This is a genomic window from Halapricum sp. CBA1109, from assembly GCF_009741825.1.
Lineage (GTDB): Archaea > Halobacteriota > Halobacteria > Halobacteriales > Haloarculaceae > Halapricum.
Genome location: NZ_WPCA01000074.1, coordinates 1 through 13,461 on the forward strand (window position 1 = coordinate 1; position 13,461 = coordinate 13,461).

Below are 13,461 nucleotides of genomic sequence, written 5' to 3' on the forward strand. Positions count from 1 at the left end.
GGGGTCCGCAAGACCATCGGCGAGGCGATGGCGCGGTCCAAGCGGACGGCCCCTCACGCGACCCACCACGACCGGGTCGACGCGACGGGGCTGGTCGAGACCCGCGAGCGACTCCGCCCCCTCGCCGAGGAGCGGGACGTGAACCTGACGTACCTCCCCATCGTGATGAAAGCCGTCGTCGCCGCGCTACAGGACCACCCGGTGCTGAACACCAGCCTCGACGAAGAACACGAAGAAATTCTCTACAAGCAGTACTACAACGTCGGCGTGGCGACGGCGACGGAGGCGGGCCTGATGGTCCCCGTCGTCGAATCGGTCGACGAGAAGGGGCTGCTGGAGATAGCCCGCGAGGTGTCGGAGTTGGTCGCGGCCGCCCGCGACCGCTCGATTGCCCGCGAGGCGATGCAGGGCGGAACCTTTACCGTCACGAACTTCGGGGCCGTCGGCGGGGAGTACGCCACGCCCATCCTCAACCCGCCGGAGACGGCGATACTGGGACTGGGCGAGTTGGCTCAGCGGCCGGTGGTCGAGGGTGGGTCGCTGACCGACCCCGGCGAGGTGGTCGCGCGGCCGGTGTTGCCGCTGTCGCTGTCTATCGACCACCGCGTCATCGACGGCGCGGAGGCCGCGCGGTTCGTCGAGACGCTGAAGGAGTACCTGCGGGAGCCACGGACTCTGCTTCTGGGGTAGCCGGGAAAGGTGCTTTGTGGCTCGCGGCCGTTGGCCCGAGTATGTCCAAGACGCTGTACCAACTGGACGGCTGTCCGTTCTGTGAGAAGGTCGCGGACCGGCTTGACGAACTGGGTGTCGAGTACGAGTCGGTGTGGGTCGAGGCGCTGCACTCACAGCGAAACGAGGTCAAAGAGGTGTCGGGCCAGCGCGGCGTTCCGGTCCTGATCGACGACGAGTACGGCGTGACGATGGCCGAGTCTGACCGGATTCTGGAGTTCGTCGAGGAGAGCTACGCGTAGGCGGCAGTTACTCCGATATCCGGCGTTCGATTCGTCCCGGTTCCAGTAGGCGACGACCAGTAGCGCGCCGACCAGCGTGAACCCGAGGCCGTAGGCGGTGGCGAACGCGAGCGTCCGGGGGAGGTTCGGGACGAGTTCCACCGTCCCCTCGAACCGCTCCTGTCGGACCAGAAACGTCCCAAGCACGGCGGTGACGGTGTATCCGACAGCCATCGCGGCCGGTGGGAGCGCGGCCTCGCTCACGTCGGCGTCCGCCGACAGCGTCCGCCGCGCCACCAGCGCACCGGCGACGAGTAGTACGATGATCGGAACCGCGTAGTAGACTTCCGTCGGGAGGGTGGTCTCACCGGTGAGCCGATTGACTCGATTGGGCAACTCACCGGGGTTCACAATCTGTTCGACGATGACGACGTCGAGGTCGACGTGGTGGGCGTTGTAGAGGACGACCGCGACGTCACGGAGAACAGTTCCCGTATTGTCGAGGAATCCGTCGAGATAGTTGTCGACGGTCGCAAAACTGTACGTGACGATCACGACCCCCATCACGACGTAGCTGGCGATAAACGTCCACGCGCCGGCCAAGATACCGAGCCCCCACGAGAATCCCGTGATCCGCTCGTCGAACATCGGGTCGTCGTCGCCCGCCGCATCGTCGTCGGTCGATGTGGACACAGCCCACACAACCCCGAACAGCCAAAAAAACGTTCCGGTAGTCCTGACGGGAGGGTGTCAGACGCCGGCCAAAGCGTCACTCCTCGGAGTCGAAATCGAGCGCCGCGGAGTTGATGCAGTAGCGCTTGCCGGTCGGGTCGGGGCCGTCCTCGAAGACGTGACCGAGGTGGCCCTCGCAGGTGCCACAGACGACTTCCGTGCGGGTCATCCCGTGGCTCTTGTCGACGCGCGTCTCGACGTTGCCCTCCGAGACGACATCGTAGAAGCTTGGCCACCCGCTGCCGGAGTCGAACTTCGTGTCGCTGTCGAAAAGCGGCGTCGAACAGCCGGCACACCGGAACACGCCGTCGTCTTTGACCTCCAGCAGGTCGCCGCTGAACTTCGGCTCCGTCCCCTGCTCGCGCAGGACGCGGTACTCCTCGTCGGTGAGTATCTCCCGCCACTCCTCGTCGTTCCCGGGCAAATCGTCCATCTCAGACATACGACCTGATACGGCGTCCAGACGTATAGTCGTCACGTCAGGTCGGTATCCGGAAGAACCGCCCCGCCCCCGCCGTCGACGCGGACCGGTCAGTCGTTTACTGAGAATCGAAGAAAGATTTAACACCGTCGCTTCGTTGGGTCACACCAGTATGACTGACACCGATTGGGCGGACCCGAGTGCGCTCGGGTTGGCACCGCTCGCGGGGATCAACCTCGCGTTCGCGGGGGACTTCCTGGGATGGTGGGGACCGAACGCGGCCGTGCTGGTGGCGACTATCGGATTCGTCGGCGGCATCTGTCAGGTGGCGACAGGAATGCTCTCGCTGCGGCGCGGCGACGGTGCCGGCGGGACGCTGATGGCGACGTTCGGCCTCCTGTTCATGTGGGCCCCGGGACTGATGTTGACGCTCGAAGCCGTCGGCGTCGTCCCGGGCGTCCAGCCCTTCTTCGGCGCGTGGTCGCTGTTCTTGGGCGTGCTGCTCGGGATGTGGTCGCTGGCGCTGTTGGAGAAACCGGCTTTCGAGTTCCTCATCGGGCCGCTGGGCTTTCTGGCGCTGTCCGGGGCCGGGCTCCACGACCTGCTGGGGATTCCCGCCGTCGTTCCCGGCGTCGGCTTCCTCGCGCTGCTGGCGTGGGGGCTGTACATGCTGACTCACGCGCTCGCGGCCGAGTCGGGACTGGTCGTCCCGTTGGGTCCGCCGGCGGGCGAACTGCTCGGCGTCGGGGCCCCCGCGAGCGACCCGGAGTACGCCACCGGCGACTGAGACGGACCGGCTTCCTTTTGACGCGGGACACCGAACGGCGCGTATGGCCGAGTTCGACCCCGAGAAGTTCGAGGACAAGTACGAGCACTACTTCACCGAACTCCAGCAGGCGTACAAGCAGGCGTTCGACGTGATGACCGAGCGCTACGGCTCCGACGAGATACACGCCGTCGACCAGTTGATCCTCGCCGAGAGCGAGCCATTCTACGAGGGCGAGGGGTTCCGCATCGAACTCCCCGAGGACGCCCACGACCGACTCGACGGCGTCGACGTCACCGTCGCGGACATCGATTCGCTGCTTTCGGACTACACCGACGAGATAGACCGGCAACTCCGGGGGGTGTTCGACCTCGACACTGACACCGAACCAAAGGTCTAAACGCGAGGCACGCCAACCAGCGGGTATATGAGCACCGAAACGAGTGAGGGCGACAGCGACCTCGAAGACCGGATCGCGAACTTCCTGCGCCGGAACTTCCCCCAGATCCAGATGCACGGCGGCAACGCGGCCATCCAGGAACTGGACCCCGAGACCGGCGAGGTCACCATCGCGCTGGGCGGTGCCTGCAGCGGGTGTGGCATCTCCCCGATGACGATTCAGGCGATCAAGACCCGGATGACCAAGGAGATCCCCGAAATCGATACCGTCCACGCCAACACCGGCGGCGGTGGCGGCGGCGGGATAGGCGGGATGGGCGACGACGGTGGCCCCTCGATGCCCGGCGAGTCCCGCGGCGGCAAGATCGGTGGCGACGACGAAGGCCCCGACGCGCCGTTTTAGATCTGTAGGCCCCGGACCAGCGCCGTCAGCGTCGCGTTGACCGGGACCGGCCGCTCAGCCGCATCGACCACGTAGCCGTTTATCGCTTCTATCTCCGTCTCCCGATCGGCCAGTACGTCCGCCAGCATCGAGGAGGTGTTGTCGACCGTCCCCGCGGCCACGTCGACCAGCGACTCGACCGCCACCTCGTCGGGCAGGTCGACGCCCTGCGCTCGCGCGACCCGCGCCGTCTCGCGGGCGGCCTCCCGCGCGGGGTCGCCGGCGGGCCCGTCGACCAGCGCACCGTTCTCGACGCGGGCCAGCGCCGTCGTCGCGTTGATACCGGCGTTGACCGCCAGTTTCTCCCAGAGCCGTCGCGGCATATCCGGCGCGACGGTCGTCTCGATACCGCCCGTACGGAGCGTCTCGCCGGCGCGGTCGGCGGCCGCGGATGTCCCACCCTCTCGCGGTCCGAGCACCACCTCGCCGACGCCGGTACACCGGACCACGCCCGGGTCGGTCAGGAGCGCACCGTACGTACAAGTCCCGGCGAGGACCGGACAGTCCAGCCGTTCGGCGAGCGTCTCCTCGTTGCCCATCCCGTTCTGGACTGACAGCACGGCGCCGAGTTCGGAGTCGGCCAACTCGCGGGCCGCGGCCGCGGTGTCGCCGCTCTTGACGGCGACGAGAGCGAGGTCGGCGCTCGCCGGGAGGTCGGTGCGGGCGTCGGGGAAGACCCGCCGGTCGAGTTCGCCAGTTATCGTGAGCCCTTCGGCCGCCACGGTCCCGACGTGTGGCTCACGCCCGACCAGCGTCACGTCGTGGGCGTCCGCGAGGAGCCCGCCGAGCAGACTCCCGAGACTCCCGGCACCGAGGACGACGACCGACATTCAGTCTTCGAGCAGGTAGTAGATGTCTTCCTGTGGCGCGCCGCAGTCGGGACAGCCATCCTCGGGAAGGGCCTCGATGTCGCCCATCGTCCCGCACTCGTAGCAGCGCCAGACCAGTTCGGCCTCGCCGGCCGCCCCGGCCCTGAGGTGTTCGCTCGACATCGCCGCGATACCTTCCTCGGTCGTCACGTAGACGCCGTGCTCGTCGAACCCCTGTACGGTTCCGATCCGGTCACCGTCCTCGTCGTAGACGGTTGTCCCGAGCGATACGTCGAGGTCGACCGCTTCGGCGTCACTCATACGTGGTACCACGTCCCACACGTGCATAAAGCTAGCTGCGATTACAGGAGGCCCTCGGACTCCGCGAGGAGGATGCCTTCGATAGTGGCGTCGTTTGCGGGCGGTTCGCGGGCGCGTTCGAGGGCCTCGGCTATCGGTACGGTCGTCACCGTGAGGAACTCGTTGTCGTCGTAGCTCGGTTCGACGGGTTCGAATCCCTCCGCGAAGACGATACCGCGTTCGTGCCGGAGGACGCCCGTCGCGGTCCAAAAGGACTCAAGCAGCGAGACGCCGCCGGGGTCCAGACCGGTCTCCTCGCGGAGTTCGCGCGCGCCGGCGGTGGTGAACGACTCGCCGTCCTCGACGATGCCCGCGGGCAACTCCAGACAGTGCTCGCCGATGGCGGGCCGGTACTGCTCGACCATCACCAGTTCGTCACCGCTCTTGGCGACGACGACGGCCGCCGGCGGTAGCTCCGCCCAGTAGTAGCGTTTCGTCGAGCCGTCTGGCTGTTCGACCAAATCGTAGCCGCCGGTGTACCAGCCAGTCTCGTACTCGGTGACCGATTCGAGGACGGGCCAGTCGTGGGTGTCACTCATGGTTGGGTCGTGTTCAGTCGGTAGTAGGTGCCGTTGTCGAGTACCAGCGCCGTCTCGCCGTCGCTGGCGTTGGGGTACTGGACTTCGAGCGAGGAGAGTTCGTCAAACGGCGAGTGGGTGAACGTCCCCTTGATGCCGAAGGGCCCCTCCCAGTACGGGTCGGAGTAGCCGACACCGTCGCTCCGGTTCGCAAGCGCCCGGGTGCTGAAGGGGTAGCGCTGTTCGGTGAGGTTCTCGGCCGGGATAGCGTCGCTGGCGTTGTACTCGCTGTCGTTCAGCGATCCGTTGTCGAGTTCGGTCGCCGTCAGGTGGTAGGGGTCGCCGCTCTTGAGATAGCCCGGCAGCGCTCCCAGCGCGAGCAACAGGACGACGATAGCGACGAGGGCGAGCACGGCGTTGCGGGTGATCCGTCGCATCACCCACCACCCACGGCGTCCCGGTACAGTTCGGCGAAGGCCTTCCGCCTGAGCGTGTCGACGGCCGCCCGGCGCTGGTCGTGGTAGGTGGCGGCGACGACCGTCCCCGAAAACGGCGCGGCGTGCCAGACGACGCCGTCGACGTTCTCGCTACCTATCTCCTCGACGTCGTAGTCGGAGTGGTCCTCACACCACGACTCGAAGGCCGCGCGGTCGCCGACGTGGACTTCGAGCAGCGACGCGAACAGCGCCTCCCGGGCGGTCGCGACCACGTCAGAGTCGACCCGCTCGCGGTAGGACTCGGCGTCTAAGTCCATCGCCTTGGCGGTCTCTTTGACCACGACCTGTGCCGACGGTCCGAGCGTCTCGAAGCGGTCCCGGGCCTCGGCGGTAGTCGCCGGCGCGAACAGCCCCTCGGTCTCCATACCCGCGTCTGAGGGCCGGACCCCCTACTCCGTTTCGGGTTCGTCCTCGGCCATCCGCTCGGTCATCGCCCGAGCCTCGGCGAGGATGTCGGCCGCTTCGCCCTCAAGCGCCCGGTCGTCTCCCGTCTCGCGTCCGGCCGCGGGATGGCTGTGGCCGTTCCCCTCGCCGCCGTGGTCGTGGGTCTCGATGTCGTCGATGGGGTGGTCGACGGTGTCCAGTTCCTCGCGGAGTCGCGCGGCCAGTTCGTCGTCGTCACCCTCGGCCCACCCGGGCACGGTGTCGTCGAGCCACGACTCGTGGTCGCCCTCGCGGATCATCGCCGTGAACGCCATATGGTTCGCCAGATGCTCGGCGTCGACCTGTGGCTCCGAGCAGACCGGACAGCGGTAAGCCATACTCCCGACGTGGGCCGCCAGCGGCAAAGCCCGTACGGTCCCGGTCGGCTACTCGGCCAAGTATTCCTCGTCGGCGAACTGCTCGTCCTCGCCCTCGACGGCCAACACGTCTAGGGCCGTCACGACCGCACCGACGCCGAGCAGGCCCGACAGCGACGGCTCGGTCCGGCCCTCGTCGCCCGAAACCGTCTCTTTGACGTAGAGGCCGCCCTCACCGTGGAGTTCGATCTCGGCGTGGGTCTCGTCGGTCAGTTCGCCCTCGATGTCGTACACTTCGCGGGTCCGGTCGATGTCGGCCCGTCGGTGGTCGACTCGCTGGGGTGTCCGCTGTTCGATGGTCGCCCCGCGGAGGGTATCCAGCGCGTCGGCGAAGGCCTCGGCCGTGACCGGCGCGTCGAACTCGACGTCCATCCGGTAGGTCTTGGACGCGTCCAGTTCCTTGACGCGTTCGACCATATCGTGAGTCGCGACCGCCAGCGAGTCCACCTCGACTTTCCCATCGGCAAAGTCGTTGATCTCGGTCTGCAGTTTCTCGGGGTCGACGCTGCGGTCCCGCGGTTCGTCCACCTCGATGACGAACGGGCGGCCGGTGCCGACCATCAGGGCGTCGACGTCCTCCCGGCCCGCGCCGTGGAAGGTGACGCCGTCGCCGTCCATCGCGTCCTCGACGACGGGCGCGGTGAGTTGCTCGACGCTCTCGTCGTAGCGATAGCCCGTCCCGTCACAGCCGGGACACTCCGCGCCGCGTTTCAGCCCCGTCGCCCCGCACTCGTTGCAGGGCCACTTCGTCTGCGGGATGTCGCGTTCGAGTTTCCGGTAGCGGCCGTAGACGAACGCCGAGTTGACCTGCACGTCGACCTCGCCGGTCGAGAGGTCGATGGTGAACTGGACCTCCGGCCGGCCAAAGTCGACTTCCGCGCCGGTGGCCCGCCCGATGCGCTTGCCCACCTCGCGGTTGAGTTCGGTCTTCAGCGCCTCGCCCGCCTCGGGGTCGAGGCCGGCGTCCTCGCGGAGGAGACGGTCGTTCTCCGCAAGCATCGGCGGAACGCGCGTCCCGACCTGATACGTCTCGAAGGCGTAGCCCTCGGCGGCCGCGACGGCGGACTCGGCCCACTCCTCGACGCGGGAACACTCCCCCTCACAGACCCAGCAGTCCTCGGGCGTCTCGTACGGCTCGTCGGATTCGAGGGCGAGAGTTGTCCGCAGCGCCCGTCCGCGCTCGGCGTTCGTGAGGCCGAAGCTCCGGTCGGCGACGAGACGGCCGAGACAGGCATCACAGAGCGGCCCGCCGGCGAGCGCGTCCCGGGCGATATCGAGCACAGTCATCGCTAGAGTCGGGGCCGCCCGGACGTAATGGTGTTTCGAGTCCGGAGCGGGCGTGTGCTAGGCAGTGGATGACGGTGGGCGGCTGTCGGCACCCTACTCGGTCGTGATCGTGTAGTTGGTGTAGGATCTGAAGTCGCCGACGATCAGCGGGCGGTCGCCGTAGGTCCCGATCTGGAGGACGACTTCCCCCCATCCGTCCGGATACTCGCTCTCGAAGGCGTCCGGCGTCGGTTGGTAAGGTACCCACACCTCCGGCACGAAACCCCCGGTATGGTGGACGATGCGCAACTCCTCGGAGTCCGCGCCGAAGCCGGACCCCATGTGCAGGAGTTCGTTCGCGCGTTCCTCGTCCATCGGAACGGCCTCGCCGTCGTCGTCCTCGAAGCTGAACTCGGCGAACTCGGACGCCGAGAGTTCCTCGAACGTGCCGATTTCGGCATCGGTTCCGCGCTCGCTCATCCCCCGCGCTTGCAACACCGCCACAACTGCCTCGACCGACCCGCCGTCGTCCTCTAGCTCGGTCAGTGCCAGCAGTTCGGCGGCGCGTTCGAGTCGGCCCTCCGAGACGGCAGTGTAGTAGCCCGCGACAAGGCTCTCGATAGGCGAGAGGTCACCCGCGGAATCGGCCGCCAGAGCGGCCGTGCCGTTTCCGGTGGTCGTGACTCCGTCCTCGCCGCGTTCGGTCTCTCGCTCTCGGTTCTGACTACACCCGGCGACCGACAGTGCTCCGGCCGTGCCCAGGCTGGCGCGCAGGAAACGTCTCCGTTGCACACCAACAGCAGGGACAGCGACGATGTTAAAATCTCGCCTCCACGGGGTCGTGTGACCGTTCCACGACACGCGGCGAAACGGGTCAGTCGTGGTCGCCCATATCGCCGACGGCCGCCTGCACCGTACTCTCGATACCGCTGGCGTCGTCGCGTCCTCGCCGCTCCGCTTGCCGCTGATGGACCGTTCGGCCATCCCGCCCCACGCCTGCACGTCGCGGGCGGGACCGCGGGCGCGGAACGACCGCCACGTCAGCAGGCCGAAGGCGACGACGCCGGCCCCCGCTACCCACGCCGCGGGGTCGCCGAAGGCGTACAGCGTCGCCGTGGCGACGACCGACCCGGCGGTGGCCGCACCGAGAGCCAGTCGCTTGCCGAGGCGGGCGAGCAACTGGTCGTCGTCGGCTATCTCCATCGCCACCGCGAGGTCGTCCCGTTCGACGCGGTCCAGCGCGGCGTCGAGTTTCGCCGGCGAGCGCCGGAGGCCGGACTCAAACTCGGTGGCGCGAGTGCGGACTTCCTCGATCACGCGGTCACGGGTGTCACCGCTGGTCGTCTGCTCGGCGACGTACGACCGCACCGCCGAGAGGAAGTCGAACTCGGGGTCGAGCGTCCGGCAGACCCCCTCCAGTACGCTGGAGACGCGGACGACCATCGCCATGTCCCGCGGGAGGCGCATCGGGAACTCCTGCATCGTCCCCTGAAACTGCGTGACGATCTGTTCGACGCGGTACTGGTCGATCCCCTCGCCGCGGAAGTTGTCGATGGCTATCCCGAAGACCTCCCGCATCAACTCCCGGTCGGCCGCCGGGTCCAAGGCCCCGAGGTCGACGAAGGCGTCGATCACCGCGTCGATGTCGTCCTCGGCCAGCGCCACGTAGAAATCGAAGAGGGTGTCGCGGGTCCCGGGACCGAGGCGGCCGCTCATCCCGAAGTCGTAGAACACCAGCGTCCCGTCGTCCTGCACCGCGAGGTTTCCGGGGTGGGGGTCGGCGTGGAAGACGCCGTCCTCGACGATCATCTGGATGTAGGCCTCCTCCAGCCGGACCGCCAGCGCGTCGGTGTCGACGCCGGCGGCGTCGAGGGCCTCGGTGTCGGTAATCTTCGTCCCGTCGACGTACTCCATCGTGATCACGCGGTCGGTGCTGTACTCGCCGTAGACGTCCGGGAACCGGATCATCTCGTCGTCGGCGAAGTTCCCCGTTATCTCCCGGAGCGTCGCGGCCTCCCGTTCGTAGTCCATCTCCCGGCGGATCTGGGCCGCGAACTCCTCGGCGAGGTTCTCGATGGTGAAGCTCTGGCCCGGCGGCGAGACGGCCACGATGGCCGGGATCAACACCGACAGCACCCGGAGGTCGGCCTCGACGTACCGCCGGATGCCGGGCCGGAGGACCTTCACCGCGACCCGCTGGCCGTCGAGTTCGGCGGTGTAGACCTGCCCGAGACTGGCCCCGCTGATCGCCTCGCGGTCGAAGGCGTCGAACGTCGACTCGACCGGCCCGAGGTCGGCTTCGAGGACCGGTTCGATCTGGTCCCACGGCTCCGGCGGGACCTTGTCCTGGAGGTCCGCGAGGACGCCGATGTACTCCCCCGGGAGGATGTCCGGCCGGGTCGACAGCAGTTGGCCGAGTTTGATGAACGTCGGCCCGAGGTCGAGGAGGGTCTCGAGCAGGAACTCGGCGCGGCGCGTCCGCGTCTCGCTGTCGACGTCGCGGCCGCCCCCGAACAGCAGGAACCGGCGGCGGTCGCGCCACCACGCCAGCGCGAGGGGGAGAAACGCCCACAGGACGACGAGCAATCGCCAGACCGCCCGGAGGCGGACCCGCCACCCGCCGGGGGCCTGTAACTCGCCGTCGGCGGCGTCGTCGGCGTCGCTCCCGTGACTCATCTACCCCATCCTCGGGCTGCCAGTCGTTTGTAGATTCGGATACCCCGCCACCGAACGGGACGCATTTCAGGTGGGGGCCACTATCGGGCGGTATGTTCACCGGTATCGTCGAGACGACGGGCACCGTCAGAACCATCACCGACGCGGACGGTGGCCGGCGCCTCCGCATCGCGGCCCCCTTCGATGACCTCTCGGAGGGTCAGTCAATCGCCGTCGAAGGCGCGTGTCTCACCGTCGAGTCGTACGGCGAGGACTGGTTCTCGGTGTTCCTCGCCGAGGAGACGATGGAACGGACGTTCTTCGATACGCTCGCCGAAGGACAGTCGGTCAACCTCGAACGGGCGCTGCCGGCCGACGGTCGCTTCGACGGCCACTTCGTCCAGGGCCACGTCGACGCCACCGCCGAGATTCTGGCTATCGACGAGGTCGGCGACGACTGGCGCTTCACGTTCTCGATTCCTGAGGGACAGAGCCAGTACCTCGTCGAGAAGGGGTCTATCGCCGTCGACGGCGTCTCGCTGACCGTCGCCGCCCGCGAGGCCGACCGCTTCGAGGTGGCCGTCATCCCCGAAACCTACGACGTGACGACGCTGGGGGAGAAATCCGTCGGCGACCCGGTCCATCTGGAGGTCGACGTGATGGCCAAGTACGTCGAAAGGATGCTCGCGAGCGAGGACACGGCGGCCGCCGCCTACGCAGAGCGGGCGGGCGAGGAGTAAGTCACTCCGGCGACTCGGGTGGCTGGGCCCGCCGACGGTGGACGATGTTGTACGCGCGGCGGTAGGCCTGGAGTTTCCGCAGGAGGACGAGGCCGAACACGCCGTCGAACAACAGAACGTAGAGGACGAACCCGAAGAACCAGTTCACGCCGAGGACGGCCGCGAGCGCCGTCGGGAGGAACTCAGAGAGCACGTTGTACAGGCCGTGGATGGACGCGGCGATGAGCAGGCCCTTGAGGACGATGGGACCGGCGTGTTCGCGGTTGAACTTCGCCAGCCCGAGGTAGTAGCCCGCGAACGCCGAGTAGATGACGTGGCCCGGTCCCGCGAGCGCCCGGACGGAGGTGATAGCCCCGGCGCTGACGGTGTCGATGTTGCTCGTGATGTAGTAGGCGTTCTCGATGGTGGCGAACCCGAGGCCGGCGACGGCCCCGTACACCGCACCGTCGATGACCGCGTCGAAGCGGGCGCTCCGGTAGGCGTACAGCCGGACGGCGAGCAGTTTCACCGACTCCTCGACGGGCCCGACGACGAGGAGTAAAAGCCGATGACGCCGATGCCGAGGGCGTCGAGCACGGCCGATAGCTCGACGTTGAGGACGCCGGCGAACCCGGCGAACAGCACGCCGAGCACGAAGGTGCCGACCAGCAAGACGAGCGGTTCGGGGGTCGTCACGTCGGCGTACCAGATGTAGGCGGCCAGCCCGAACGCCGGCACCGCCGAGAGGGCGACGAAGACGCCGATGTCGGGGTTCGTGACCGCACCGAGACCGCCGAGGGCGAACTGCCCCAGCAGTATCAACACCGCGAGTACGACGAGCAGCGCCTGCAATCCCCACTTGATGCCCTGATACAGCCGCAAGGAGAGTCGGTCGAGCGCGCTGCGGGCCTCCCAGTCGGTCACGTCCTGTAGGTCGAGTGTCCCGTCGCTCCGTTGCTGTACCGGGTCGCGCTCGTCCATACCCACTGGATACGGCGGTCGGCCCCTAAGGGTTCCCCCAGCGACCCCGGAGCGAGACGCTTTTCGCCGTCCGGTCGCTACCGGTCGGCAATGACTCTCACTGCCGGCGTGCTCGCGGTCCAAGGCGACGTGAGCGAACACGCCGCCGCGATCAGCGACGCCGCCGAGACCCACGGCGAGACGGCCGACGTCGTCGAGATCAGACAGTCCGGTATCGTCCCCGATTGTGACCTGCTGGCCATCCCCGGCGGGGAGTCGACGACCATCTCGCGACTGCTCGACCGCGAGGGCATCGCGCCCGAGGTGGTCGACCACGTCGAGGCCGGCAAGCCCGTGCTGGCGACCTGTGCCGGCCTGATCGTCTGCTCGACCGACGCCAACGACGACCGGGTCGACACGCTGGACCTACTGGACGTCAGTGTCGAGCGCAACGCCTTCGGCCGGCAGAAAGACAGCTTCGAGGCCCCGCTTGACGTGACGGGACTCGACGAGCCCTTCCACGCGGTGTTCATCCGCGCGCCCGTCATCGACGAGGTGGGCGACGCCGAGGTCCTCGCATCTTGGGATGACCGCCCGGTCGCCGTCCGGGACGGCCCCGTCGTCGGCACCTCCTTTCACCCGGAACTGACCGGCGACTCGCGGATCCACGATCTGGCCTTCTTCGAGTGACCGGCGAGTAGCGGCCTTTTTGTCCGCCCGACGCCTCCGCTCCCCTATGACCGACGCCGACGTGTTAGACGAGGTGTTCGACGTCATCAAGGACCGCAAGGAGACCCTGCCGGAGGACTCTTACACCACCTCGCTGTTCACCCACGAGAAAGGCGAGAACGCGGTGCTTGAGAAACTCGGCGAGGAGACGACGGAACTGATCCTCGCCGCGAAAGACGACGACCGCGAGGAGATTACCCACGAGTCCGCCGACATCGTCTACCATATGCTGGTGCTGTTGGCGATGAAGGATATGGACGTGGACGATTTGCGGGACGAACTAGCAGAGCGGCGGTAGCGAGGACGACCGCAGGGAGTCCTCGAAAACGAGCGGCGAAGCCGCGAGTAGCGAGACGGAGAGCGGAACGGGACGTGTCACTCGACCGAGCGCCGGAGGCGCGAGAGCGGCGTTTTCAGCCCCGGAATCCACTGTCCGTG

At 67.6% G+C, this 13,461-nt stretch carries 17 protein-coding genes and 1 pseudogene; 8 read left to right on the forward strand and 10 right to left on the reverse strand.

Annotated elements, in window-relative coordinates:
- Positions 1-690, forward strand: a 690-nt coding sequence (locus tag GJ629_RS09425; RefSeq protein ID WP_197428529.1) for a 2-oxo acid dehydrogenase subunit E2, incomplete at its 5' end; no start/stop codon positions are given.
- Positions 691-731: 41 nt separating this feature from the next.
- Positions 732-971 (forward strand): glutaredoxin, encoded by a 240-nt coding sequence (locus tag GJ629_RS09430; RefSeq protein ID WP_157512741.1) that lies wholly within the window; start codon positions 732-734, stop codon positions 969-971.
- A gap of 748 nt (positions 972-1,719) precedes the next feature.
- Here the strand turns inward: GJ629_RS09430 and msrB are convergent.
- Positions 1,720-2,124, reverse strand: a complete 405-nt coding sequence (gene msrB, locus GJ629_RS09435) for a peptide-methionine (R)-S-oxide reductase MsrB (RefSeq protein WP_157512742.1) — start codon at positions 2,122-2,124, stop codon at positions 1,720-1,722.
- 151 nt (positions 2,125-2,275) lie between these two features.
- Between msrB and GJ629_RS09440 the strand changes: the two genes are divergently transcribed.
- From GJ629_RS09440 to GJ629_RS09450, 3 genes are read left to right on the forward strand one after another with little or no spacing between them, the layout of a single operon-like run.
- Positions 2,276-2,890 (forward strand): hypothetical protein, encoded by a 615-nt coding sequence (locus tag GJ629_RS09440; protein WP_157512743.1) that lies wholly within the window; start codon positions 2,276-2,278, stop codon positions 2,888-2,890.
- A 43-nt stretch (positions 2,891-2,933) separates the two neighbouring features.
- Positions 2,934-3,269, forward strand: a complete 336-nt coding sequence (locus GJ629_RS09445; RefSeq protein ID WP_157512744.1) for a DUF5783 family protein — start codon at positions 2,934-2,936, stop codon at positions 3,267-3,269.
- 27 nt (positions 3,270-3,296) lie between these two features.
- On the forward strand, positions 3,297-3,671 hold the full coding sequence (locus GJ629_RS09450; RefSeq protein WP_157512745.1) for a NifU family protein: 375 nt from the start codon (positions 3,297-3,299) through the stop codon (positions 3,669-3,671).
- On the opposite strand, the gene GJ629_RS09455 is transcribed toward GJ629_RS09450, so the two are convergent.
- From GJ629_RS09455 to GJ629_RS09490, 8 genes are all read right to left on the reverse strand, one after another.
- Positions 3,668-4,540, reverse strand: coding sequence for a ketopantoate reductase family protein (locus GJ629_RS09455; RefSeq protein WP_157512746.1), 873 nt, complete (start codon positions 4,538-4,540; stop codon positions 3,668-3,670). The two genes, GJ629_RS09450 and GJ629_RS09455, sit on opposite strands and share 4 nt — an antisense overlap.
- The gene (locus GJ629_RS09460) at positions 4,541-4,840 is read right to left on the reverse strand and encodes a hypothetical protein (protein ID WP_157512747.1); all 300 of its coding nucleotides are present in this window, start codon (positions 4,838-4,840) and stop codon (positions 4,541-4,543) included. It lies immediately after the preceding gene.
- Between the two features lie 41 nt (positions 4,841-4,881).
- Positions 4,882-5,418 (reverse strand): NUDIX hydrolase, encoded by a 537-nt coding sequence (locus tag GJ629_RS09465; RefSeq protein WP_157512748.1) that lies wholly within the window; start codon positions 5,416-5,418, stop codon positions 4,882-4,884.
- Positions 5,415-5,834, reverse strand: a complete 420-nt coding sequence (locus GJ629_RS09470) for a hypothetical protein (protein WP_157512749.1) — start codon at positions 5,832-5,834, stop codon at positions 5,415-5,417. Before GJ629_RS09470 ends, GJ629_RS09465 begins: the two co-directional genes overlap by 4 nt.
- On the reverse strand, positions 5,834-6,259 hold the full coding sequence (locus GJ629_RS09475) for a DUF5809 family protein (protein ID WP_157512750.1): 426 nt from the start codon (positions 6,257-6,259) through the stop codon (positions 5,834-5,836). The genes GJ629_RS09470 and GJ629_RS09475 overlap by 1 nt, the downstream gene beginning before the upstream one ends.
- Before the next feature lie 24 nt (positions 6,260-6,283).
- Complete coding sequence (locus tag GJ629_RS09480; protein WP_157512751.1) at positions 6,284-6,655, reverse strand: DUF5810 domain-containing protein; 372 nt, start codon at positions 6,653-6,655, stop codon at positions 6,284-6,286.
- A 48-nt stretch (positions 6,656-6,703) separates the two neighbouring features.
- Positions 6,704-7,981: a tRNA pseudouridine(54/55) synthase Pus10 gene (locus GJ629_RS09485; protein WP_157512752.1), complete on the reverse strand. Its 1,278-nt coding sequence runs from the start codon at positions 7,979-7,981 to the stop codon at positions 6,704-6,706.
- 93 nt (positions 7,982-8,074) lie between these two features.
- On the reverse strand, positions 8,075-10,636 hold the full coding sequence (locus GJ629_RS09490; protein WP_157512753.1) for an AarF/ABC1/UbiB kinase family protein: 2,562 nt from the start codon (positions 10,634-10,636) through the stop codon (positions 8,075-8,077).
- A gap of 92 nt (positions 10,637-10,728) precedes the next feature.
- On the opposite strand from GJ629_RS09490, the gene GJ629_RS09495 reads away from it, so the two are divergent.
- The gene (locus tag GJ629_RS09495) at positions 10,729-11,355 is read left to right on the forward strand and encodes a riboflavin synthase (RefSeq protein ID WP_157512754.1); all 627 of its coding nucleotides are present in this window, start codon (positions 10,729-10,731) and stop codon (positions 11,353-11,355) included.
- Between the two features lies 1 nt (position 11,356).
- Here the strand turns inward: GJ629_RS09495 and GJ629_RS09500 are convergent.
- A pseudogene (locus tag GJ629_RS09500) lies at positions 11,357-12,315 on the reverse strand (PrsW family intramembrane metalloprotease).
- Positions 12,316-12,405: 90 nt separating this feature from the next.
- Between GJ629_RS09500 and pdxT the strand changes: the two are divergent.
- Positions 12,406-12,984 (forward strand): pyridoxal 5'-phosphate synthase glutaminase subunit PdxT, encoded by a 579-nt coding sequence (gene pdxT, locus GJ629_RS09505; protein WP_157512755.1) that lies wholly within the window; start codon positions 12,406-12,408, stop codon positions 12,982-12,984.
- Between the two features lie 46 nt (positions 12,985-13,030).
- Positions 13,031-13,321: a phosphoribosyl-ATP diphosphatase gene (gene hisE / locus GJ629_RS09510; RefSeq protein WP_157512756.1), complete on the forward strand. Its 291-nt coding sequence runs from the start codon at positions 13,031-13,033 to the stop codon at positions 13,319-13,321.
- The last annotated feature ends 140 nt before the right edge of the window (positions 13,322-13,461 follow it).